Source organism: Leucobacter chromiisoli (genome assembly GCF_016522505.1).
Lineage (GTDB): Bacteria > Actinomycetota > Actinomycetes > Actinomycetales > Microbacteriaceae > Leucobacter > Leucobacter chromiisoli.
On the sequence record NZ_JAEHOH010000011.1, the window covers coordinates 67,960 to 90,810 of the forward strand.

Consider the following 22,851-nt stretch of genomic DNA (forward strand, 5'->3'; position numbering starts at 1 on the left):
CGCTCACGCCTGCTCAGCGGGCGGGGCTCCTCATGCTCACTCATCTGATCCGTCGCTTCCGTCGGTATACAACTTGTGCTTTGCGATGTACTGCACCACACCGTCCGGAACGAGATACCACACGGGGAACCCACGAGCGACGCGGCTGCGGCAATCTGTCGATGAAATCGCCAGCGCAGGCACTTCCAATAAGCTTACGTGCTCGCCTGACAATCCAGAAAGCGACAGCTCGTGCCCGGGCCGTGAAACCGCGATGAAATGAGCCAGCTCCCAGAGTCGATCGACGTCCTTCCAACTCAGGATCTGCTCGACGGCGTCGGCCCCGGAGATGAAGAAGAGGTCCGCGTCGGGCAGCGCGGCCTTGAGCTCGCGCAGCGTGTCGACGGTATAGGTGAAGCCCTCGCGGTCGACGTCGACGCGGCTCACGGTGAATCGCGGGTTCGAGGCCGTCGCGATCACCGTCATCAGATAGCGGTGCTCGCTCTCGGTGACGTTGCTCTTCTGCCAGGGCTGCCCCGTGGGGACGAAGATCACCTCGTCGAGGTCGAAGCTCTGCGCGACCTCGCTGGCCGCCACCAGGTGCCCATGATGGATCGGATCGAAGGTGCCGCCCATCACCCCGATGCGGCGCTTAGCAGACACGGCGATCAGTGGTGCTGTGCGTCACCGTGCTCGCGGGCGTAGGCCTCGGCCTTCTCGGCGTGGCGATTGGCCACGTCGCGGAAGCTGAACGTGACCGCCGCCAGAGCGACGAACACGGTGAGGGCGATGGCACCGAAGAGGGGCGCCGGGAACGGCAGCTCGTTGACGATGTGGTGGCCGCCCTCTGCGGCGGCGGTGATCGTGGCGAGAAGAGACATTGTGATCCCCAGCATTCCTAACGGTCGATGAAACGTCACCCAGTCTAGCGGTATCGGCTAGCGAATCTGCCCGGAGCCGCGCACGAGCCACTTCGTGCTCGTGAGCTCCTGCAGACCCATCGGGCCCCGCGCGTGCAGCTTCTGCGTCGAGATGCCGACCTCCGCGCCGAAGCCGAACTCTCCGCCGTCGGTGAATCGGGTCGAGGCGTTCACCATCACCGCGGCGGAGTCCACCTCGGCCAGGAAGCGCTCGGCGTTCGCGTAGTCGCGGGTCACGATTGCCTCGGTGTGCCGCGTCGAGTACCGCTCGATGTGCTCGAGCGCCTCGTCGAGGGAGTCGACGACCCGCACGCCCATCTCGAGGGCGAGGTGCTCGGTGGACCAGGTCTCCTCGCCCGCGGCCGAGATCTCCCCCGCGAGGGCGCGTGCCGCCTCGTCGCCGCTGAGCAGCACGCCCTCGCCGACGAGCTCGCTCGCGAGTCGCGGCAGCAGACGATCCGCGGCGTCGCGGTGCACGAGCAGCGTTTCGGCCGCGTTGCACACGCTCGGCCGGTGGGTCTTCGAGTTCTTCACGATCTCGACGGCGGTCTCCTCGTCGGCGCTCGCGTCGACGAAGACGTGCACGATCCCCGACCCGGTCTCGATGACGGGCACCGTCGACTCCTGCACGACCGTCGAGATGAGGCCGGCGCTCCCCCGCGGGATCAGCACGTCGACGTAGCCGCGCGCCCGCATCAGGCGCGAGGCTCCTTCCCGGCCGAACTCGTCGACGGTCTGGATCGCCTCGCCGTCGAGGCCGGCGCTGCCGACGGCGCGCTGGATGAGCGCCACGAGGACGGCGTTGGTGCGCTCCGCGGCGGTGCCGCCCCGCAGCACCGCGCCGTTGCCGCTCTTCAGGGCGAGGGCGGCGATATCGACCGTGACGTTGGGCCGCGCCTCGTAGATCGCCCCGATCACGCCGAAGGGGACGCGCACCTGGCTGATCGCGATCCCGTTCGCGAGGGTGCTGCCGCGCACGACCTGGCCGACGGGATCCGGCAGCGCGACGACCTCGCGCACCGCCCCGGCGAGGCCGCGGAGCCGCGCCTCGTCGAGCTTGAGGCGATCCAGCAGTCCCTCGCCGAGGCCCGACTCGCGCCCGCGCTCGAGATCCTGCGCGTTCGCCGCGACGATCTCGTCGACGCCCTGCTCGATCGCCGCCGCGATCGCCTCGAGAGCGGCGTCCTTCTGCGTGGTCGTGGCGTTGGCGAGCTTCTTGGCGGCGAGGCGGGCATCGCCGAGCTTGGCGAGGAAGGGATCCTGAGCGTGCATGCTCCCCAGTGTATCGGCGGCCGCCGGCCGGCCGCCGTCGACGACCGCCGGCTACCCGGCGGCGGCGAAGCGGGTGCCGTGGTCGGCCCCGTCGAGCACCGCGGGCAGCAGTCGCGTCTCGGTGAGCAGCACGGCCGTGCCGGCGTCGGTGGCGAGCCTCGCCGCCTCGACCTTGGTCCGCGCCCCGCCGGTGCCCCACCCCGACTGCGCCTCGCCGATCTGGATCCCCTGCAGCTCATCGCCGTAGGGCACCCGCTCGATGCGCCTCGCCCCGACGGTGGTGGGCGGCGCGGTGTAGAGCGCGTCGACGTCGGAGAGCAGCACGAGCTGGTCGGCGCCGATGAGCCGCGCCACGAGCGCCGCGAGCCGATCGTTGTCGCCGAAGCGGATCTCGTGCGTGGCGACCGTGTCGTTCTCGTTGATGATCGGCAGCGTGCCGAGCTGCAGCAGTCGCTCGAGCGCCCGACGCGCGTTGTCACGGTGAGTCGGGTTCTCCATGTCGTGAGCGGTCAGCAGCACCTGGCCGGCGATGATGTCGTGGCTGCTGAGCGCCCGCTGATACCGGTTCACCAGGATGTTCTGACCGACCGCCGCCGCGGCCTGCTGGGTCGCGAGGTCGTCGGGCCGCTCCTCGAGCCTCAGGAACGGCACGCCGGTCGCGATCGCGCCGCTGGAGACGAGGATGACCTCCGCCCCCGCCGTGTAGAGCCTCGCGAGCGAACCGACCAGCGTGGCGATCTGGCCCGCGTTCTCCCCGCTCACCGATGAGGATCCGACCTTGACGACGATGCGGCGGGCCGCCAGCAGTTCCTCTCCCGCGCTCACGATCCGTCCTCTTCCCAGAGACCGGCCTTCCGCTCGCGCTCGAGCTCGGCCCGGGCCTCCGCCTTGGCGTCCATCCGCTCGTGGTACTCGGAGCGGCGCTCCTTGTTGGTGCGGCGCTCGTTCTGCTCCACCCGCAGATCGGTGCCTCGCGCACCCATCTGCACCTCGGCGGCGCTCGTCACCGTCGGCTCCCAGTCGAACACCACGCCGGATCCCGGGCCGATCACCACCGTCGAGCCGGCGGTGGCGCCGGCCTTGACCAGCGCGTCCTCGACGCCGAGCTTCTGCAGGCGGTCCGCCAGGTACCCGACCGCCTCGTCGTTCGTGAAGTCGGTCTGGGCCACCCAGCGCTCGGGCTTGGCGCCGAGGATCCGGTAGACGGTCCCGTAGGTCCCGCCCTCCGTCACCACACGATAGCCGCCGTCGTTCACCGCCTTCGGCTGCAGGACGATGCGCGGCTGCTCCGCCGCCTCGGCGAGCTCCCGCTTCCGAGCCTCCTCGACGAGCTCGGCGAGGGCGAAGCTCAGCTCCCGCAGCCCCTCGTGCGCGACGGTGGAGATCTCGAAGACGCGGTAGCCGAGCGCCTCGAGTTCGGGGCGCACGAAGTCGGCGAGTTCCCTGGCCTCGGGCACGTCGATCTTGTTGAGCGCGACGAGCTGCGGGCGATCCAGCAGCGGGACCTGCCCCTCGGGGACCGGGTAGGCCGAGAGCTCGCGCTTGATGATCTCGAGGTCGGAGAGCGGATCGCGGCCCGGTTCGAGCGTCGCGCAGTCGAGCACGTGCAGCAGCGCGCTGCAGCGCTCGACGTGCCGCAGGAAGTCGAGGCCGAGGCCCTTGCCCTCGCTCGCCCCCTCGATCAGGCCGGGGACATCCGCCACGGTGAACCGGTGATCCGCCACCTGGACCACGCCGAGGTTCGGGTGCAGCGTGGTGAACGGGTAGTCGGCGATCTTCGGCCTGGCGGCGCTCATCGCGGCGATGAGGCTCGACTTGCCCGCCGACGGGAAGCCGACGAGGGCGACGTCGGCGATCGTCTTCAGCTCGAGGGTGAGACTGCCGCTCCACCCTTCGGTGCCGAGCAGCGCGAAGCCCGGCGCCTTGCGCTTGGTGCTCGCGAGCGCCGCGTTCCCGAGGCCGCCGATCCCGCCCTTCGCCGCGACGAAGCGGGTGCCCGGCTCGGTCAGGTCCACGAGCGTCTCCCCCGCGGCATCCTTCACGACGGTGCCGACGGGCACCGAGAGGACCAGCTCGGCCCCGTTGGTGCCGTCCCGGTTGTCTCCGGCGCCGTACCCGCCGTTCTCGGCGCTGCGATGCGGGCGGCGATGGTAGTCGAGCAGCGTGGTCGCCTGGGGGTCGGCGAGCAGCACGACGTCGCCGCCGTGTCCGCCGTTGCCGCCGTCCGGGCCGGCGAGCGGCTTGAACTTCTCGCGCCTGATCGACACGCAGCCGTTTCCGCCTCGGCCAGCCTGCAGGTGCACCTGCACCCGGTCCACGAACGTCACCATGCGGCTGGTCTCCTTCTGTCGAGTCTGTCGGGCCGTCGCGGCCGAGCCCCCGCCGGGCGGGCAGCGCCGATACCTCTATATACGGCAAAAGGCGAGCCGAAGCCCGCCTCGCCGTGTGCTGCTGGCCCTATGCGGCAGCTACGATGTTGACGACCTTGCGGCCGCCCTTCGCGCCGAACTCGACCGCGCCCGCCGCGAGAGCGAACAGGGTGTCGTCGCCGCCACGGCCGACGTTGACGCCGGGGTGGAAGTGGGTTCCGCGCTGACGGACGATGATCTCGCCGGCGTTCACCTGCTGGCCGCCGAAGCGCTTCACGCCGAGGCGCTGCGCGTTCGAGTCGCGGCCGTTGCGGGTCGAGCTAGCGCCCTTCTTATGTGCCATGGGTCTCTACTCCTCTGGTTGTTCCGCGGATTACTTGATGCCGGTGACCTTGAGACGGGTCAGATCCTGGCGGTGGCCCTGGCGGGACTTGTAACCGGTCTTGTTCTTGTAGCGCTGGATCACGATCTTCGGGCCGCGGAGGTCGTTGAGCACCTCGGCCGAGACCGTGACCTTCGCGAGTGCCGCGGCGTCGGTGGTCACCTTGTCGCCGTCAACGAGCAGGACCGCGGGAAGCTCGAGCTTGCCCTCGGCGTCACCCGACACCCGGTTGACCGTGATGATCGAACCGACCTCAACCTTCTCCTGCCGGCCGCCGGCGCGCACTACTGCGTAAACCACTTGTCACCCTTTTCTTAGAGGATCGTCTTGTGTGTCGAACGGCGACACGCGCCGCGTCCGATGTCTGTGGGCGGGCGACGTGACGTCTCTCCGCCGGAACGCCACCCGTGGGGGTGGCACCAACGCTCAATATTATCGCGAAGGGGCGCCTTCGGTCAAATAGCGCGCGCCGCGTGTCACTGCTCCTCGGCGCGCTTCGCCGTCGCCGTCGCGTCGAGCGCCTGGGCGAGGGCCAGCCGGGCCGCCTGGGCGTCGTCGGCCACGGCCCCCGAGCCTCCCCGCACGGGCGGGGTGGTCACCCGTCGGCTCTTCGCACGCCCCCTGCCCGCGGGCGGAGCGTCCGGCAACGCGTCCAGCACCGACCCGAGCAGGTCGTCGGCGCGGCTCGCAGGCGCGCTCGAGGGCGCCTCCGGCGTCTGGGCCGGAGCGTGGGCCGGCGTCTGGGCCCGCTCCGAGGTCGCCTCCGGTCGCTGGTGGTCGGCCTCGGCCTCGGCGGGCTTCGCTCCGCCGATCGTCGAGGCCGCCACCTGGGCGAGCATGTTCTTGGCCCCGTCCGAGATGGCGTGGGTCTGGCTGGGCGCGTGCTGCGGGGCGGCCTGCTGCTGCGAACCGCCCTTGCCGCCCCGCTTGCCGCGGGATCCGCCGCCCTCGCTGCGGTGCTTCGAGACCGGCTCGTGGTGCACGATGAGACCGCGGCCGGCGCAGACGTCGCAGGGCTCGCTGAAGGATTCGAGGAGGCCGAGGCCCAGCTTCTTCCGGGTCATCTGCACGAGACCCAGCGAGGTCACCTCGGCCACCTGGTGCTTGGTGCGGTCCCGACTCAGGCACTCGACCAGACGGCGCAGCACGAGATCGCGGTTCGACTCGAGGACCATGTCGATGAAGTCGACCACGATGATGCCGCCGATGTCGCGCAGCCGCAGCTGGCGCACGATCTCCTCCGCGGCCTCGAGGTTGTTCTTGGTCACCGTCTCCTCGAGATTGCCGCCCGAGCCCACGAACTTGCCCGTGTTCACGTCGATGACGGTCATCGCCTCCGTGCGGTCGATCACGAGCGATCCGCCGGACGGCAGCCAGACCTTGCGGTCGAGCGCCTTCGCGATCTGCTCGGTGACCCGGTACTCGTCGAAGACGTCGCGGTCGTTCTCGTAGCGCTCGACGCGCTGCAGCAGGTCGGGGGCCACCTGCGAGAGGTAGTCCTCGATCACGCGGTAGGTCTCGGAGCCCGAGATCACGAGCTTGTGGAAGTCCTCGTTGAAGACGTCGCGGATGATCTTGATCAGCATGTCGGGCTCGGAGTGCAGCAGCACCGGACCGCCGCCCTTCTGGGTGCGCTTCTGGATCGACTCCCACTGGCGCGTGAGGCGCTGCACGTCGTGCGTCAGCTGCTCCTCGGTGGCCCCCTCCGCCGCGGTGCGCACGATGACGCCGGCGCCGGTCGGCAGCACCTCCTTGAGGATCTTCTTCAGGCGCGCCCGCTCGGTGTCGGGCAGCTTGCGGGAGATGCCGTTCATGGCGCCGCCCGGCACGTAGACGAGGAAGCGCCCCGGCAGGGAGATCTGGCTCGTGAGACGGGCGCCCTTATGGCCCACGGGATCCTTCGTGACCTGCACGAGCACGGGATCCCCCGGCTTCAGGGCGTTCTCGATCTTGCGCGCGGTGTTGCCGCCCTCGAACTCCGACCAGTCGACCTCGCCCGAGTAGAGCACGGCGTTGCGGCCGCGGCCGATGTCGACGAACGCCGCCTCCATGCTCGGCAGCACGTTCTGGACGCGCCCGAGGTAGACGTTGCCGATCAGCGAGGTCTCGCTGGAGCGGGCGACGTAGTGCTCCACGAGCACCTTGTCCTCGAGCACGCCGATCTGGATCCGGTCGGCCGTGGTGCGCACGACCATCTCGCGGTCGACGGACTCGCGGCGCGCCAGGAACTCCGACTCGGTGATGACCATGCGGCGGCGACCGGCGTCCCGGCCGTCCCGACGGCGCTGCTTCTTCGCCTCGAGCCGCGTCGAGCCCTTGACCTTCTGCGGCTCGGTGATCACGGGGGCGGTGCGCTGGCGGCGCGCCGGCTCCTCCTCGGGCTGCTCGCCGCCCGAGCGCCGCCGGCTCCGACGGCGGCTGGAACCCGATTCCCGGTCTTCGCTCTCGTCGCGGGAGAACTGCTGATCGAGCAGGTCGTCGAGCTGCCGCAGCTCGCCCCGGCGCGGTCGCGGCTGGACGGGGGGCACGTCGGGGGCGAGGAAGATCAGGCGGGTCGTCGCGCGGAACCGCTCTTCGGGGCTCATCTCGGAGAGCGGGAGCACGAGGGGCGGCTCGGAAGTCTCGTCCTTCGCAGCGGCCTCCGCACCCTCCGACGACTCACCGATGCCGGTCTCCGCCGCTTCCGCGGTCGACGGGAGCTCATCGCTCGCCGCCTGCTGCTCCGCCTCGACCTGCGGCGCATCGGGCCGCGATTCCTGCGGAGCGGATGCGGCTCCGGGCTGCAGCTCCCCCTCCGGGTTCGATTCGGTGGTCTCGTCGTGATTCTCTCGATTCACCATTCCTGGTGTGCTCCTCATACCCGGGAGATACTGGCCCTCACCGGAAAACTATTCGTGCGGCGACGTCCGCGCCGCAACTCCCAATTTCCGCGGAGTGACTGCTCCGCGCTCGGTCGTTCTTCGACCTGCGGCCGCCTCTCGGCAGCCAGAAGACTGTACGTGCGCTGCGTCTCTTCGACGCGATGCAGTGCCCCTATTATGGCACGACGGCCCATCGGACGCGCAGCAAGGCGCACTAGTATCTGCCCTATGCACTCCGGATCACGGGTCTCGCCCCGCACCATCGGTTTCGCCGTGGCCACCATGGTGCTGGGCGCCGGCGGATGGTTCGCCTCCTTCGAGCTGCTCACCGAGTACATCAAGACGCTGAACGACGGCGACTACGTTCCGAACTGCGCGATCAGCGTGCTCGTGACCTGCGGACCGAACATGGGTTCGTGGCAGGGCTCCCTCTTCGGGTTCAGCAACACGATCGTCGGTGTGAGCGCCTTCATCGCGCCGATCGCGGTGGGCGTGTCGCTGCTCGCCGGCGCTCGCTTCAGGGCCTGGTTCTGGGCGCTGTACCAGTTCGGCCTCCTCGGGGGCTTCGTGTTCATCTGCTGGCTCGCCGCGCAGAGCATCTTCGTGCTCGGCACGCTCTGCCCCTGGTGCATGGTCGTCTGGACGGTGATGATCCCGCTGTGGTGGACGACCGCTTTCCGGCCCTACGCGAACGGGGACGTCCCCCTGGGCGCAGCCGCCCGTCGCCTCTTCCAGACGCTGCATTCGTGGAGCTGGGTCTTCATCCTCGTCAGCTACCTCGTCATCGCGGCGATCGCCCAGTTCCAGCTCGACTGGTTCGCCGAGTTCTCCCGCGCCTAGCCTCGCGCTTCGTTTCACCGGCTCGGCTCTCGACGGCGTCTCGAGGAGCCCGGCGCGCGTTCAGCGCGCCGTGAGGCGCTTCCAGAGGGCGTCCACCTGCTCGATGGTGCGAGCCTCGTCGCCGCTCGTGTCGATGACCACATCGGCCGCCGCCCGGCGCTCCTCGTCGCTCGCCTGGCTGGCCACGCGGCGTCGGGCATCCCCCTCGTCGAGACCCCGGAGCTCGACCTGGCGGCGCACGCGCGTCTCAGCCGGCGCGTCGGCCACCACCACGAGATCCCAGTCCATATCGGCGCCCGATTCGACGAGCAGCGGCACCTCGTAGACGATGATCGCGTCGGGATCCGCGGCCCGCGCCTCGGCTACGCGTCGTTCTGCGAGCCGCCGCACCTCCGGGTGCACGATCGCGTTGAGGTCGGCCAGGGCCTCCGGATCGCCGAAGACCCTCTCGCCGAGCGCGGCGCGGTCGAGGCTGCCGTCGTCGCGGATGATCTCCTCGCCGAAGCGCTCCACGACGAGGCGCAGCCCGCGACTGCCCGGCTCGACCGCCTCCCGCGCCAGTCGATCGGCGTCGATCCGCACCGAGCCGAGGGCCTCGAGCCGACGGCCGATGGTGGATTTCCCCGAGGCGATGCCGCCCGTCAGTCCGATGAGTGCCACGTCCGCAGTCTAGGGCACGGAAGACTCGCCCGACGTAGACTGGGGGCGCGGAGGCCGGAGGCGACCGTCTCCGATGGACGCGAGAGGACGTGGTCGCATGCTCGAGATGATCACCGGCGGCGTCCTCGCGTCGGCCGCCGGGCTCAACGCGTACATCCCGCTGCTCGGCGTCGGCCTGCTCTCGCGCTACACCGAGCTCGTGCACCTGCCGAGCGGCTGGGCGTGGCTCGAGAACGGATGGGTCCTCGGGATCCTCGGCGTGCTGCTGCTCGTCGAGATCGTCGTCGACAAGTTCCCCGTGCTCGACACCGTGAACGACGTCCTGCAGACCGTGGTCCGGCCCGCGTCGGGCGGCCTCGTCTTCTCGGCCGGCTCCTCGAGCGAGACCGTGGCCGTCACGGATCCGGCCGCCTTCGTCGCGTCCGAGCAGGTGTGGCCGTTCCTCGCAGGCATCGCCATCGCGCTCGTCCCGCACCTGTTGAAGGCGCTCGCGCGCCCCTTCCTCAATCTGCTCACCGCCGGAGCGGGCGCGGCCGTGATGAGCTTCTTCGAGGATGTCGGCGCAGCCGCGCTCACCCTGCTCGCGGTCCTCGCCCCCATCCTGGCGCTGGTCCTCATGGTGGTCATCGTCGTCCTGCTGGCGCGGCGCCTGCGCCGCGCGCTGGCCGCCCGCCGCGAGGCGCGGCGGCAGCCGGTAGCCGCGAGGAGCTGATCGGCCTGCGGCCTCCGCCGACCGGGCGACGGGCGATGCCCGACGCAACGGCCGAGGGCCCGGCCTCCATGCGGAGACCGGGCCCTCGGTGCGTCGAGTCGGAGGCTAGTTGCCCTCGAGCTGCGCCTTCAGCGCCGCGAGTGCGGCGTCGTCGGCCAGCGCACCGGCCGAGGCCGAGTCGCTCGAGAAGTTCGACGACGCGGGAGCCGCAGCGGCGGGAGCCGTCGAGGCCTCGGCGAGCGAAGCGGCGACCTGCTTCTTGTGGGCCTCCCAGCGATCCTGGGCTGCAGCGTACTCCTGCTCCCACTTCTCGCGCTGAGACTCGAAGCCTTCCTTCCACTCCTGGGTCTCGGGATCGAAGCCCTCGGGGTACTTGTACTCGCCGTTCTCGTCGTACTCCGTGGTCATGCCGTACAGAGCCGGGTCGAACTCGGTGCCCTCGGGATCCACGCCCTCGTTGGCCTGCTTGAGGCTGAGCGAGATGCGACGGCGGTCGAGATCGATGTCGATGATCTTGACGAAGACCTCCTGGCCCGCCTGCACGACCTGCTCGGCGAGCTCGACGTGCTGGCCCGACAGCTCGGAGATGTGCACGAGGCCCTCGATGCCATCGGCCACGCGGACGAACGCGCCGAAGGGGACGAGCTTGGTGACGACGCCCGGGGCGATCTGGCCGATCGCGTGCGTGCGGGCGAAGACCTGCCAGGGATCCTCCTGGGTCGCCTTCAGCGAGAGCGACACGCGCTCGCGATCCAGCTCGACCGAGAGCACCTCGACGGTGACCTCCTGGCCGACCTCGACCACGTCGGAGGCGTGCTCGATGTGCTTCCAGCTGAGCTCGGAGACGTGCACGAGACCGTCGACGCCGCCGAGGTCCACGAACGCGCCGAAGTTGACGATCGAGGAGATGACGCCCTTGCGCACCTGGCCGGGCTTGAGCTCCGCGAGGAACGACGAGCGGGTCGCCGACTGGGTCTCCTCGAGCAGCGCACGGCGCGAAAGGACCACGTTGTTGCGGTTCTTGTCGAGCTCCAGGATCTTCGCCTCGAGCTCCTGGCCCAGGTACGGGGTGAGATCGCGCACGCGGCGCAGCTCGATGAGCGAGGCCGGGAGGAAGCCGCGGAGGCCGATGTCGACGATGAGGCCGCCCTTGACGACCTCGATGACGGTGCCGGTGACGACGCCCTCGTTCTCCTTGATCTTCTCCACGTCGCCCCACGCGCGCTCGTACTGCGCACGCTTCTTCGACAGGATCAGACGGCCTTCCTTGTCCTCCTTCTGGAGCACGAGCGCCTCGACGGGATCGCCGACCTGAACGACCTCGTCGGGGTTCACGTCGTGCTTGATGGACAGCTCGCGGGAGGGGATCACACCCTCTGTCTTGTAGCCCACGTCGAGGAGCACCTCGTCGCGGTCGATCTTCACCACGGTGCCCTCGATGAGGTCGCCGTCGTTGAAGAACTTCAGAGTCTTCTCGACCGCTGCAAGGAAGTCGTCGGCCGAGCCGATGTCGTTGATCGCGACCTGCTTGCTTGCTTTTTCGGTCGTTGCGTTCGTCATGTAATTGGTCTCCAGAATGGACAGGGAGTCAGGCGGATGCGGCCCGGGCGGTTGCCCCAGTTCCGCGCCCGCATATGGACAGGGTTGAGCCGCCACAAATGTGACACCTCAGCCTACCCCGGAACCACCCCTGGAATCAAGCGCATGTCGAGGCGACACGCCCGGCCCCCATCCCGGCATTCGGTGGTCGCGAATGGCCGCACAACAGGGCGACGACCTGCGCGACCCCGGTCTAGTGCGCGGCCGCGTTCCAGTTCGGGCCGTGCCCGACCTGCACCTCGAGCGGCACGGAGAGGGAGGCCGCACCTGCCATCTCCTCGCGCACGATCGTCTCGAGACGGTCCCACTCCCCCTCCGAGACCTCGAACATGAGTTCGTCGTGGATCTGCAGGAGCATGCGCGAAGTCAGTCCGGCCTCGCGCATGCGGCGCTCCACCTGGATCATGGCGCGCTTGATGATGTCGGCGGCCGATCCCTGGATCGGCGCGTTCAGCGCGGCGCGCTCCGCGTTCTCGCGCAGGATCCGGTTGGGGCTTGCAAGATCGGGGAACGGGCGGCGCCGGCCGAAGATCGTCTCGGTGTAGGTGTCCTTCTTGGCCTGCTCGACGACCGAGCGGAGGTAGTCGCGCACGCCGCCGAAGCGCTCGAAGTAGTCGGTCATCAGCTGCTTCGCCTCGGCGGCGCTGATACCCAGCTGCTTCGACAGCCCGAAGGCGGAGAGCCCGTAGGCGAGGCCGTAGGACATGGCCTTCACCTTGGAGCGCATCTCGTTCGTGACCTCCTCGGGCGCGACGCCGAAGATGCGGGCGCCCACGAAGCGGTGCAGGTCCTCCCCCTGCCGGAACGCCTCGATCAGCCCCTCGTCGCCCGAGAGGTGCGCCATGATGCGCATCTCGATCTGCGAGTAGTCGGCCGTCATGAGCGTCTCGTACTCGGAGGAGTGGATGAAGCCCTCGCGAATGCGGCGCCCCTCCTCCGAGCGCACCGGGATGTTCTGGAGGTTCGGGTCGGTGGAGGCGAGACGGCCGGTGCTCGCGCCGATCTGCACGAGAGTGGTGTGGATGCGGCCGTCGGATCGCACCGCCTTGACGAGGGTCTCGATGATCTGCCGCAGCTTGTTGGCGTCGCGATGCGCGAGGAGCGCGTCGAGGAACGGGTGGGGGTGCTTCGCCTGCAGGTCGGCCAGCGCTGCGGCGTCGGTCGTGTAGCCGCTCTTCGTCTTCCGGGTCTTCGGCATGTCGAGCTCCTCGAAGAGCACCTGCTGCAGCTGCTTCGGCGACGAGAGGTTCACCTCGCGGCCGATCGCGTCGAACGCCCGCTGCTCCAGGGCGGCCACGCGCGCCTTCAGCTCCCCCTCGTGGGCCTGCAGCAGCGGCAGGTCGATCTCGACGCCGCGGTGCTCGAGCGCCGCGAGCACCGGCACGAGCGGCAGCTCGATGTCGGCGTAGATCTCGCCCGTGCGGGCCTGGAAGCGCTCGAGGATCGCGGCGTGCACGCGCACGACGTACCACGCGAGCTCCGCCTGATCCGCGATGCTGCCCTCTTCGGGGACGAGCTGGTTCGGGTCGCCCTCGGGCACCTGCTCGCCCAGGTAGCGGAACACCGCCTCGGCGATCGTCTTCTCGGGCGCCGTGGGGCGCACGAGCCAGGCCGCGAGCAGCGCGTCGCCGGCGATGCCGCCGAGTTCGACGCCCGCCTCGGCGACGAGCGTGAGCTGCGCCTTCGCGTCGAAGAGGATCTTGGGCGCGTCGGATGCGAGCCAGCGCTCGAAGAGCGCGTAGTCGCGGCCGCCCGGCCGCCAGTGCAGCGTGACCGAGGAGTCCGGGGTGGCGAGGCCCACGTCGTAGCCGTCGCCCGCCCGGGAGATCAGGACCGCCGGGGAATCGGCTTTGTCGAGCCAGTCGCCGAGTTCCTCGTCGATGAGGTTCTTCGGCTCCGGCTTCTCGGGCGCGAGCTGCACGGCGGCCGCGCCGGCGACCGGCACCTCCGCCCCCGCGAGCTTGCCGACGCGCTGCAGCAGCGTGCGGAACTCGAGCTTCGCGAAGACCTGCTGCACCGCCGTCATGTCGATGTCGCCGCGCGCCAGATCGTCGAGCGCCACGTCGAGGTCGACGTCGCGCACGAGCCGGTTCAGCCGGCGATTGCGCTCCGCGAGGTGCGCGTTCTCGCGCAGGCTCTCGCCCACCTTGCCGCCGATCTCGTCCTGGCGTCGCAGGATCTCCTCGAGCGAACCGAACTGGGTGATCCACTTCACGGCGGTCTTCTCGCCCACCCGGGGAATGCCCGGCAGGTTGTCGCTCGTCTCTCCCACGAGCGCGGCGATCTCGGGGTACTGCTCGGGCCGGATGCCGTAGCGATCCATCACCTTCTCGGCGTCGTAGCGGGTCAGCTCGCTCACGCCCTGCTTCGAGGGGTAGAGCAGCGTGATCCGGTCGTCCACCAGCTGGATCGTGTCGCGATCGCCGCTCACGACGAGCACGCGATAGCCGGCCTCGGCGCCGCGGGTCGCCAGCGTGGCGAGGATGTCGTCGGCCTCGTAGTTCTCCTTCTCGAGGGTGCGGATGCCCATCGCGTGGAGCGCCTCCTGCAGCAGCGGCACCTGCCCCTTGAACTCGGGCGGGGTCTCGCCGCGCGTGCCCTTGTACTCGGGGTACTCCTCGGTGCGGAACGAGTGCCTCGAGATGTCGAAGGCGACCGCCAGCGCGTCGGGCTGCTCGTTGCCGAGCAGGTTGATGAGCATCGCGATGAAGCCGTGGATCGCGTTCGTGTGCTGCCCGGTCTGCGTCTGGAAACTATCGACGGGCAGCGCGTAGAACGCGCGGAAGGCCAGCGAATGGCCGTCGATGATCATGAGGGTAGGCTGAGGCGTATTCGACACGTCAGACAGCCTACAAGCCGCCACCGACATTCGGGCGGCTGCGCGCCTCGCCGGATCTCGGACCGTGCGGTCGCGAGGCGCTGAAGAGAGGACACCGTGACCGACGCTTCCCCGCTGCAGGCATCCTCGGGCGAGGACGGCGCCTCCTACATCGAGCAGCGCACCCTCGGGGCGCTCGCCGAGCGCATGGGCATCGAGATGATCGAGTTCACCCGGGAGCGAGCGGTCGCGACGATGCCGGTCGAGGGCAACACGCAGCCGATCATGCTGCTGCACGGCGGGGCGTACGTGGTGCTCGGGGAGACGCTCGGCTCGATGCACGCCAACTACGTCGCACCCGAGGGCTTCGTCGCCGTCGGCGTCGACATCAACGCCACCCACACGAGCTCCGCGACCTCCGGGAGCGTCGTCGGGGTCTGCACCCCCGTGCATCTGGGGCGCTCGATGACCGTGCACGAGATCGTCGTCTCCGACGAGCAGGGGCGCCGCTGCTCGACGGTCAGGATCACGAACTACTACCGACCCTGGCAGCGCTGAGGGCCGCACCGGGGCGGAGGTGCGAGGCGGACGCGCAAGGCGCGGTGGAGCCCGCGCGATACGCGAAGCCCGCGCGGGATCGGAAGATCCCGCGCGGGCTTCGCGGCGTCGGTCGGCGTCAGTCCTTCTTCGCCCCGAGCTGGTCGATGATGGTCTTCGCGACGTCCTGCATCGTCAGACGGCGATCCATCGAGGCCTTCTGGATCCAGCGGAACGCCTCGGGCTCGGTGAGCCCCATCTTGTCGTTCAGAATGCCCTTCGCGCGGTCGACGAGCTTGCGCGTCTCGAAGCGCTCGGCGAGATCCGCGACCTCGCTCTCCAGCGCGACGATCTGCTGGAAGCGGGAGAGCGCGATCTCGATCGCGGGCAGCAGGTCGGCCGGGGTGAAGGGCTTGACCACGTAGGCCAGGGCGCCCGCCTCGCTCGCGCGCTCCACCAGCTCGCGCTGACTGAAGGCGGTGAGCAGCACGACCGGCGCGATGTGATCCTTGTTGATCTGCTCGGCCGCCGAGATGCCGTCGAGCTTCGGCATCTTGACGTCCATGACGACGAGATCGGGGCGCAGTTCCTCTACGAGGCGCACTGCCTCCTCGCCGTCTCCGGCTTCGCCGACCACGTCGAAGCCGTTGTCGCGCAGGGTCTCGACGATGTCGAGGCGGATCAGGGACTCGTCCTCCGCGACCACTACGCGGCGGGCGGCGCTTGAAGTACTGGTTTGGTCATTCACCCCTCCAGCCTACGGTATTCTGAGTCGAGCCAGCTGAACCCGACGAGCCGGATTGGCGGAATTGGCAGACGCGGAGCACTCAAAATGCTTTGTCGAAAGACGTGCGGGTTCGAGTCCCGCATCCGGCACGCCTGTGCGAGGCCCCGACACCCCTGGAAAACACCGGGCAGTCGGGGCCTGCTTCGTTCCTTGACACTGCCAGTGCACGAGATGGTCGGCGAGATCGCCCGCCAGCTCAAGACCCTCGCGAGGGAGCCGAACTGCCCGGTGATCATGCTCTCCCAGCGGCAGTCGGTGAACACCACGCGACGGCCACAGGAAACCGCCTCCCCCGCCCGAAGGCCAAGAGAGACGCGAGCCGCAGACGGTTCTACCGTGTGCGCCAGTCGATCGAGGTGCCGTAGTATCCATCGACCTCCTTGCAGGTGTACCGCACCTTGATCGAGATCGGCTTCTGCCGCTTGATCGACGCCACCTTCTTCGCGGTCTGGATCTGGCAGGTCGCCTTGGCACCCCAGATCGGGCTCCAGCTGTGACTGGCGGCGTATGCCGGGGTAGCTGCGAACACCCCGCCGAGTACGAGTGCGGCGGTGGCGCCAGTGGCGGCGAGTTTCCTACGAATCGACATCTGAGGTTCCTCTCGTTGGATGCGGTCGACGCGCTCCACGCTACGGCTGGTCTCGGTGGGCGTCCACTCTTCCGACGTTCGGGGGCGGCGGGACCGAACCTTACTTCCCGGACTTCCGCGCCGTCTCATACACCACGCCTCCGAGGATGCCCATCGAGGACCCGAGTGCGATCCACAACCCCAGGTTGTCGGTGATCATCCCGATGACGACGCCGGCCATAATTCCGAAGGGGATGCTCATCGCGATCGACATCGCGAGACGGTCATCGGACTCCTTCTCGTCCTCGGGTTCTTCGCTCATGGCCTCAACGCTACCCGCGCGGCGCGTGGTGATGTTCGCCGTGCTTCCGGTGCTGCGAGGTTTTGCCCCCGCCTTCACCGGGGTCGCCACCTCGTCCCGGGGCGAAGGGACGACGCGGACGGCTCTCGCTCAGGGCGCGGTTCCGGACGCCCCGAGCCGCACCGAGCTGAGGAGGCCGACGGCCGCCGTCGAGACGGCGGGCGTCGGCGGCGCTGCCTGGACGCCTCGCTCTTAGAGGAAACCGGTCGATCTGCGCAACCCCCTGAGCAGGAGCCGTCCGAACTGCGAGGGTGTACGTGTACAGGGTGTACGTGTAACCGACAGCGAAGGAGGCACTCATGAGCGCATCGGACAAGGTTTCGGCCGGCATGGACAAGCTGAAGGGCAACGCCAAGGAGGCCGCCGGAAAGGTCACCGACAACGAGAGGCTGGTCGCCGAGGGCAAGGCCGATCAGGTCAAGGGCGAGCTCAAGGACGCCAAGGAGCAGGCGAAGGACGGCGTCAAGGACGCGCTCGACGACTGATCCTCCCCGGAAGAGACCGAGCCCCCGCCGCATATGCGGCGGGGGCTCTCTGCGTGCGGGGCGCCCTCGCGCTAGCGGTCGCCCCGGTCCGAACCCTCACGGGGCACCGCGAGGATGAACCCGACGATCGCGCCGATGCTCAGACCGATGCCGGCTCCCGCCCCGATGGTGCCGAGCGGAGCGCCGATCGCTCCGCCGAGGAGCGCGCCGAGGGCGACGCCGATGCAGATCCAGAGCGCGGGGCGCCTCGCAGGGCGATTCTTCTCGGGCATGCCTCCAGCCTAGATCCCGTTCTCCGCCAGAACGGCCCGTCCGCAATCGCCGCCTCCGGGAGGTGCCGCCGGGGAGCAGACGCGGAGAACGGAGCGCGGGCCCCGATACCAGCCCGCGATCCCGGGCACCACCCCCCTGTCCCGGCGCACGGACTCGGAGTAGTCTCGACGGCATCAGGCCTCGAGGAGGGAGAGGAACATGCAGGATCAGCAGAAGCCTCGCGCCGATCAGGATGAGATCCGCGCGGAGCAGGATCGGGCCGGCGCCGAGCAGGATCGGGATTCGGCGGGCACCGAGGAGCGGCCGGACCGCTTCGTGGAGGAGCATCCCGCCGACGGGTACCTCACGGATATCGGCGTGCCGCACGAGGCGACGAGGTTCCAGGCCAGCAACGGCGCGGGGACGGTGTCGGGTCCGCCGCCCGGTGAGACGCAGGACCGCCCGATCCTCGATGGATCGACGGAGGACGAGGCGGAGCGCCACGTGGAGAATCCCCGCCGGGGGATGGAGAACCCGGAGCTCATCCGGCACCCCGAGACCGGCGAGGAGACGCCGACCCCCGACGAGGAGAGCTGAGGCGAGATCGACGCGGCCGGGGCTCCGCGGAGACCGACGCCGCTCGCAGGCCGCCGCGCGAGAGCATCGCGCGGCGGCCTGCGTCGCGCCTCGATCGGAATCGCGCAGGAGCCGGAACGGCCATGGGATCAGAGCATCCTCACGAAGGCTCGCTTCTTGATGAAGTAGGCCGCTCGCTCGATCTCGCCCGCGGCGTACTGCGCGTCGAGTTCGTCGATGGCGTCGAGCACGGACGCCTGGGCGGCCTCCTGCTCGGGGGCCGGGGCCCACGCCTGGAGAACGGTGATCTCGCGTATTCTCATGTGCTCCTCCGAGTGGCCGGGATGGTTCGCTTCGGAGGATAACCTCCACCGCCGACAGGCTGGTGCTCCCGCGCTCGACGGGGCGGATGATGGACGCCGATCCGCTGCCCCGCGCCACCCCGGCGCGGAGTGCCGGCCCGGCTCACACGCCCGGGTCGGGTCGCAGATCCAGGCGCCTGAGCAGCTGGGCGTTGAGCGCCACGACGACCGTCGAGAGCGACATCAGCACGGCCCCCACCGACATCGGCAGCACGAACCCCACGGGAGCGAGCACGCCGGCGGCGAGCGGCACCGACAGGAGGTTGTATCCCGCAGCCCACCACAGGTTCTGCTTCATCTTGCGGTACGCGGCCTTCGAGAGGTCGATCACCGACAGCACCGAGCGCGGGTCGTCGCTCGCCAGGATCACGCCGGCCGAGGCGATCGCGACGTCCGTCCCCGCCCCGATCGCGATCCCGACGTCGGCCTGCGCGAGCGCCGGCGCGTCGTTGACCCCGTCCCCCACCATCGCGACGGTGCGCCCCTCGCGCTGCAGTTCCTCGACCTTCGACGCCTTGTCCTCGGGGCGCACCCCGGCGAAGACGCGATCGATGGCGAGCTCCGCGGCGACCGACTGCGCGACCGCCTCGGCGTCGCCCGTGATCATGACGACCTGCGCACCGCGCTCGTGGAGCGCTCGCACGGCGTCGTAGGACTCGGGCCTGATCTCATCCGACAGCCGCAGAGCTCCGACGACCCGCCCGTCGACCAGAACATGCAGGATCGTCGCGCCCTGCCTCCTCCACTCGGCGGCGATCGGGAGCTCCCGCGCGCCCTCCTGCTCGAGCAGGTACGGGCCGCCCACCTGCACGATGCGCCCCTCGACGGTGGCGCGCACGCCGACGGCAGGCGACGAGATGAACCCTTCCGAGGCCGGCACCGGGAGGTCGCGGTTCCGAGCCTCGTCCCTGATGGCCCTCGCCAGCGGATGCTCCGAATCCGCCTCCGCCGCGGCGGCGAGGCCGAGCACCTCCTCGGCCGAACGGTCTCCAGCGGGCTCGACCGCCCCGACGGTCGGGGCTCCTCGCGTGAGCGTGCCGGTCTTGTCGAAGAGCACCGCGTCGACCGTCCGCATGCTCTCGAGCGAGAGGCGATCCTTCACGAGCACGCCTCCGCGGGCGGCCCGCTCCGTGGCGATGGAGACGACGAGCGGGATCGCGAGGCCGAGCGCGTGCGGGCACGCGATGACGAGCACGGTGATGGTGCGAACGACGGCCTCGTCGGGCGCGCCCACGAGCCACCACACCAGCGCCGTGAGCGCCGCGGAGCCGAGGGCGAACCAGAAGAGCCACCCGGCCGCCGCATCGGCGATCCGCTGCGCGCGCGACGAGGACCCCTGCGCCTCCGAGACGAGCCGCTGGATGCCGGCGAGCGCCGTGTCGGCGCCCACCGCGTCCACGCGGATCCGCAATCCCGAGTCCGTCGCGACCGTCCCGGCGACCACGCGGTCGCCCTCGCCGCGCCTGACCGTTCGCGACTCGCCCGTGATCATCGACTCGTCGACGCTCGCGGACCCCTCCGCCACCGTCCCGTCGGCGGGAACCCTCGCGCCCGGTCGCACGACGACCACGTCGCCCACCCGCAGATCCGCCGGGGCGACCTTCACCGTCTCCTCCCCGGCGACGCGCTCCGCCTCGTCGGGCAGAAGCGCGGCGAGGGAGTCGAGCGCCGAAGTGGTCTGCGCGAGGGATCGCATCTCGATCCAGTGGCCGAGCAGCATGATGACGACGAGCAGGGCGAGCTCCCACCAGAACTCGAGCTGGTGGTCGAGGATCCCGAGGCTCGCACCCCAGGAGGCGAGGAACGCGACGGTGATCGCGAGCCCGATGAGGAGCATCATGCCGGGCTTTCCCGACCGGATCTCCGCTACCGAGCCGGAGAGGAACGGCTGCCCGCCCCAGACGTACATGACGGTGCCGAGCACGGGAGCCACCCAGGCGACGGCCGAGGGCACCTCGTATCCGAGGATCATTCCGAACATCGGCGAGAAGCCGACGACCGGGATCGCGACGACGAGCATCACCCAGAAGAGCGTGCGGAAGCGGGCCACGTGACCCGCGTGCCCGGAATGGTCTCCGCCGCTGTGGTCGGTGTGGCCTCCAGCGCCGTGGCCGCCGCGGCCCGAATGGTCGGAATGGTCCGAATGGCCTGAATGGCCGGCGTGACCCGAATGATCCGAATGACCGGCGGGACCCGAATGGTCTTCGCTGAGGCGGTCTTCACGGCTGCGGCGATCACGCTCCTGGCGTTCGGCCTGAGAAGCTTCGTGAGCCTCGTGCATCGCGGTGTCTCCCCTCGGTCTCCCGGTGCGTCGGCCGCCGGAAGCGCCGGCCACCACTTCCACCATATACCCCTCTAGGGTATTTGCACAGGGCGCGTCCGAAGGTGCGCACAGCCGCGACCGGACGGCGTTCCCGCGAGTGGATGCCCGGTTCGCGTCGAACCGGGCATCCATTCGCGAAAGAACCATCCACTCGCGAAAGAACCATCCGCTCGCGAAGAGTCCGGCAGTCGGCGCGCCCGGGGGAAAGCGGAAGACGGCGAAACGAAGCCGGAACGAGCACCGAACCTCAAGGGGACGTCGAGAGATGGGCGGTCTCCGCCGACGCCGTTGTCACCGGGACCACGTGGTCCACGCTACCCCCGACCCGCGCCGGTTACGACCCCCGAATGCAACAACGCGATAACGACTGCGGGGCGACCCGGCCGAAACCATAGCCGTCCCACAGCGCACGCGGCGTATAGCGCACCCGGCGTCGGGCCCCGTCCCGATGCCGGCGATCCCGAGCCGGGCCGGCGATGACCCCGAGCGCGACGCGCCGACCAGTGCGCACCGCACCGACCCGGCCAGACAGACCCGCACCGACCCGGCCAGACCGAGCCGCACCGCGCCGGCCAGACCGAGCCCCACCGCACCGACCCGGCCAGACCGAGCCGCACCGCGCCGAGCGACCCCCCGCGGCGAACCCGCCGACGGAACTCCGGCCGCGCCGCGTCACTCCTCGACGAGGTGCTTCCGGGGCCCCGCCTCGGGCAGCTGGCCCGTCGCCTCGCCCATGCGGTGCACCCGCAGGGTGTTCGTGGTGCCCACGACCCCGGGGGGCGACCCGGCGATGATCAGCACCTTGTCGCCGATCTCGGCGCGGCCCTTGCGCAGCAGCACTTCGTCCACCTGCGCGAACATCTCGTCAGTGCTCTCGACGCGGGCGACCTCATAGCTCTTCGCCCCCCAGGTGAGCTCCATGCGGCGCCGGGTCGCGTGACTGGGCGTGAACCCGAGGATCGGGATCGGCCGACGCAGGCGCGACATGCGGCGCACCGTGTCGCCGGACTCGGTGAAGACGCAGATGTAGCGCACCCCGATGAAGTCGGCGACCTCGGACGCCGCGAGCGTCAGAGCGCCGCCCTGCGTGTGCGGCTTCGTCCCCAGGGGCTCGATGCGGTCGAGGGCGTGGTCCTCCGTCGCCTCGATGATCCGGGCCATCGTCTGCACGGCCTCCTTGGGATACGCGCCGACGCTCGTCTCACCGGAGAGCATGACGGCGTCCGCGCCGTCGAGGATCGCGTTGGCGCAGTCCGAGGCCTCCGCACGGGTGGGGCGGGGGTTCTCGATCATCGACTCGAGCACCTGGGTCGCGACGATCACGGGCTTGGCGTTGCGGCGGGCGAGGGCGACCGCCTCCGTCTGCACGAGCGGCACGCGCTCGAGCGGCAGCTCGACGCCGAGGTCGCCGCGGGCGACCATGATCCCGTCGAAGGCGGCGACGATGCCCTCGAGGTTCTCGACCGCCTGGGGCTTCTCGATCTTGGCGATGACGGGGAGCTTCACGCCCTCCTCGGCCATGATCTCGTGCACGCGGGTGATGTCGGCGGCGTCTCGCACGAACGACAGCGCGATGTAGTCGACGCCGAGCTTCAGCGCCCAGCGCAGGTCGTCCTCGTCCTTCTCGGAGAGCGCCGGCACGTTGACCGCGACGCCGGGCAGGTTGATGCCCTTGTTGTTCGAGACCGTGCCCGGGATCTCGACGACGGTGTGCACCGTATCCTCGGTCACGCGCACCGCTCGGAGGCCGACCTTGCCGTCGTCGATCAGCAGCGGGTCGCCCGGCTTCACGTCGCCGGGCAGCCCCTTGTGCGTGGTGCCGCAGATGGTGCGGTCCCCCGGCACGTCGCGGGTGGTGATCGCGAACTCGTCGCCCTCCGCCAGCTCGTGCGGCCCGTCGGCGAACGTCGCCAGGCGGATCTTCGGACCCTGCAGGTCGGCGAGCACGGCGATGGGACGTCCGACCTCGGCCTCCGCCCGGCGGATGTTGCGGTACACGCCCTCGTGCACGTTGTAGGTGCCGTGCGACATGTTGAGCCGAGCGACGTTGACGCCCGCCTGGATGAGGCTGAGCGTGTGGTCGTAGCTCGACACCGCCGGCCCCCAGGTGGCGACGATCTTTGCGTGGCGCATGCCTACTCCTTCATCGATGGCCGGCACCCCGGCCCGTGTGGTGTTCGGTTGTGAT

23 protein-coding genes and 1 tRNA gene are annotated in these 22,851 nt (G+C 69.8%); 6 read left to right on the plus strand and 18 right to left on the minus strand.

Annotation, left to right across the window (positions count from 1 at the left end; all coding sequences use genetic code 11):
• Positions 1–36: 36 nt before the first annotated feature.
• The 8 genes from nadD to JD276_RS08910 form a co-directional block, all read right to left on the minus strand.
• Positions 37–642: a nicotinate-nucleotide adenylyltransferase gene (gene nadD, locus JD276_RS08875; RefSeq protein ID WP_372432836.1), complete on the minus strand. Its 606-nt coding sequence runs from the start codon at positions 640–642 to the stop codon at positions 37–39.
• Between the two features lie 5 nt (positions 643–647).
• On the minus strand, positions 648–860 hold the full coding sequence (locus JD276_RS08880) for a hypothetical protein (RefSeq protein ID WP_200115287.1): 213 nt from the start codon (positions 858–860) through the stop codon (positions 648–650).
• A gap of 57 nt (positions 861–917) precedes the next feature.
• Entirely contained in the window at positions 918–2,171 is a 1,254-nt protein-coding gene (locus JD276_RS08885; protein ID WP_200115288.1) for a glutamate-5-semialdehyde dehydrogenase, read from the minus strand.
• A 51-nt stretch (positions 2,172–2,222) separates the two neighbouring features.
• A complete protein-coding gene (gene proB, locus JD276_RS08890) occupies positions 2,223–2,996 on the minus strand; it encodes a glutamate 5-kinase (protein ID WP_200115289.1) in 774 nt (257 codons plus the stop codon).
• Entirely contained in the window at positions 2,993–4,501 is a 1,509-nt protein-coding gene (gene obgE, locus JD276_RS08895; RefSeq protein ID WP_200115290.1) for a GTPase ObgE, read from the minus strand. The genes proB and obgE overlap by 4 nt, the downstream gene beginning before the upstream one ends.
• A gap of 127 nt (positions 4,502–4,628) precedes the next feature.
• Entirely contained in the window at positions 4,629–4,883 is a 255-nt protein-coding gene (gene rpmA / locus JD276_RS08900) for a 50S ribosomal protein L27 (protein ID WP_166323445.1), read from the minus strand.
• 30 nt (positions 4,884–4,913) lie between these two features.
• Complete coding sequence (gene rplU / locus JD276_RS08905) at positions 4,914–5,222, minus strand: 50S ribosomal protein L21 (protein ID WP_200115291.1); 309 nt, start codon at positions 5,220–5,222, stop codon at positions 4,914–4,916.
• A gap of 176 nt (positions 5,223–5,398) precedes the next feature.
• Positions 5,399–7,762 carry an Rne/Rng family ribonuclease gene (locus tag JD276_RS08910; protein WP_200115292.1) on the minus strand — a complete coding sequence of 788 codons (2,364 nt, stop codon included), beginning with the start codon at positions 7,760–7,762 and terminating at the stop codon, positions 5,399–5,401.
• A 249-nt stretch (positions 7,763–8,011) separates the two neighbouring features.
• Between JD276_RS08910 and JD276_RS08915 the strand changes: the two genes are divergently transcribed.
• The gene (locus tag JD276_RS08915; protein ID WP_200115293.1) at positions 8,012–8,623 is read left to right on the plus strand and encodes a vitamin K epoxide reductase family protein; all 612 of its coding nucleotides are present in this window, start codon (positions 8,012–8,014) and stop codon (positions 8,621–8,623) included.
• A gap of 60 nt (positions 8,624–8,683) precedes the next feature.
• Here JD276_RS08915 and coaE read toward each other — a convergent pair whose 3' ends face one another.
• The gene (gene coaE / locus JD276_RS08920) at positions 8,684–9,283 is read right to left on the minus strand and encodes a dephospho-CoA kinase (RefSeq protein ID WP_200115294.1); all 600 of its coding nucleotides are present in this window, start codon (positions 9,281–9,283) and stop codon (positions 8,684–8,686) included.
• A 97-nt stretch (positions 9,284–9,380) separates the two neighbouring features.
• Between coaE and JD276_RS08925 the strand changes: the two genes are divergently transcribed.
• Entirely contained in the window at positions 9,381–9,995 is a 615-nt protein-coding gene (locus JD276_RS08925; RefSeq protein ID WP_200115295.1) for a DUF4126 domain-containing protein, read from the plus strand.
• A gap of 105 nt (positions 9,996–10,100) precedes the next feature.
• Here JD276_RS08925 and rpsA read toward each other — a convergent pair whose 3' ends face one another.
• Both rpsA and polA read right to left on the minus strand, forming a co-directional pair.
• Positions 10,101–11,555 (minus strand): 30S ribosomal protein S1, encoded by a 1,455-nt coding sequence (gene rpsA / locus JD276_RS08930; protein ID WP_200115296.1) that lies wholly within the window; start codon positions 11,553–11,555, stop codon positions 10,101–10,103.
• Positions 11,556–11,787: 232 nt separating this feature from the next.
• Complete coding sequence (gene polA / locus JD276_RS08935; protein WP_200115380.1) at positions 11,788–14,406, minus strand: DNA polymerase I; 2,619 nt, start codon at positions 14,404–14,406, stop codon at positions 11,788–11,790.
• A gap of 213 nt (positions 14,407–14,619) precedes the next feature.
• Here polA and JD276_RS08940 point away from each other — a divergent pair, with 213 nt between their 5' ends.
• On the plus strand, positions 14,620–14,970 hold the full coding sequence (locus JD276_RS08940) for a hotdog fold thioesterase (protein WP_200115381.1): 351 nt from the start codon (positions 14,620–14,622) through the stop codon (positions 14,968–14,970).
• Positions 14,971–15,088: 118 nt separating this feature from the next.
• Here the strand turns inward: JD276_RS08940 and JD276_RS08945 are convergent, their stop codons facing one another.
• Positions 15,089–15,697, minus strand: a complete 609-nt coding sequence (locus JD276_RS08945) for an ANTAR domain-containing response regulator (RefSeq protein WP_200115297.1) — start codon at positions 15,695–15,697, stop codon at positions 15,089–15,091.
• 46 nt (positions 15,698–15,743) lie between these two features.
• On the opposite strand from JD276_RS08945, the gene JD276_RS08950 reads away from it, so the two are divergent.
• Positions 15,744–15,825, plus strand: a tRNA-Leu gene (locus JD276_RS08950).
• Between the two features lie 242 nt (positions 15,826–16,067).
• On the opposite strand, the gene JD276_RS08960 is transcribed toward JD276_RS08950, so the two are convergent.
• Both JD276_RS08960 and JD276_RS08965 read right to left on the minus strand, forming a co-directional pair.
• Positions 16,068–16,325 carry a hypothetical protein gene (locus JD276_RS08960; protein WP_200115389.1) on the minus strand — a complete coding sequence of 86 codons (258 nt, stop codon included), beginning with the start codon at positions 16,323–16,325 and terminating at the stop codon, positions 16,068–16,070.
• A gap of 100 nt (positions 16,326–16,425) precedes the next feature.
• On the minus strand, positions 16,426–16,626 hold the full coding sequence (locus JD276_RS08965; protein WP_200115299.1) for a glycine zipper domain-containing protein: 201 nt from the start codon (positions 16,624–16,626) through the stop codon (positions 16,426–16,428).
• A 338-nt stretch (positions 16,627–16,964) separates the two neighbouring features.
• Between JD276_RS08965 and JD276_RS08970 the strand changes: the two genes are divergently transcribed.
• On the plus strand, positions 16,965–17,150 hold the full coding sequence (locus JD276_RS08970; protein WP_200115300.1) for a CsbD family protein: 186 nt from the start codon (positions 16,965–16,967) through the stop codon (positions 17,148–17,150).
• Between the two features lie 71 nt (positions 17,151–17,221).
• Here JD276_RS08970 and JD276_RS08975 read toward each other — a convergent pair whose 3' ends face one another.
• Complete coding sequence (locus JD276_RS08975) at positions 17,222–17,422, minus strand: hypothetical protein (RefSeq protein ID WP_200115301.1); 201 nt, start codon at positions 17,420–17,422, stop codon at positions 17,222–17,224.
• Positions 17,423–17,621: 199 nt separating this feature from the next.
• On the opposite strand from JD276_RS08975, the gene JD276_RS08980 reads away from it, so the two are divergent.
• Positions 17,622–17,999, plus strand: coding sequence for a hypothetical protein (locus JD276_RS08980; protein ID WP_233615507.1), 378 nt, complete (start codon positions 17,622–17,624; stop codon positions 17,997–17,999).
• A 128-nt stretch (positions 18,000–18,127) separates the two neighbouring features.
• On the opposite strand, the gene JD276_RS08985 is transcribed toward JD276_RS08980, so the two are convergent.
• The 3 genes from JD276_RS08985 to pyk all read right to left on the minus strand — a co-directional run bounded on the left by JD276_RS08985 (position 18,128) and on the right by pyk (position 22,796).
• A complete protein-coding gene (locus tag JD276_RS08985; RefSeq protein ID WP_200115302.1) occupies positions 18,128–18,301 on the minus strand; it encodes a hypothetical protein in 174 nt (57 codons plus the stop codon).
• Positions 18,302–18,443: 142 nt separating this feature from the next.
• Positions 18,444–20,621 carry a heavy metal translocating P-type ATPase gene (locus JD276_RS08990; RefSeq protein ID WP_200115303.1) on the minus strand — a complete coding sequence of 726 codons (2,178 nt, stop codon included), beginning with the start codon at positions 20,619–20,621 and terminating at the stop codon, positions 18,444–18,446.
• A gap of 714 nt (positions 20,622–21,335) precedes the next feature.
• Positions 21,336–22,796: a pyruvate kinase gene (gene pyk, locus JD276_RS08995; RefSeq protein ID WP_200115304.1), complete on the minus strand. Its 1,461-nt coding sequence runs from the start codon at positions 22,794–22,796 to the stop codon at positions 21,336–21,338.
• Positions 22,797–22,851: the final 55 nt, after the last annotated feature.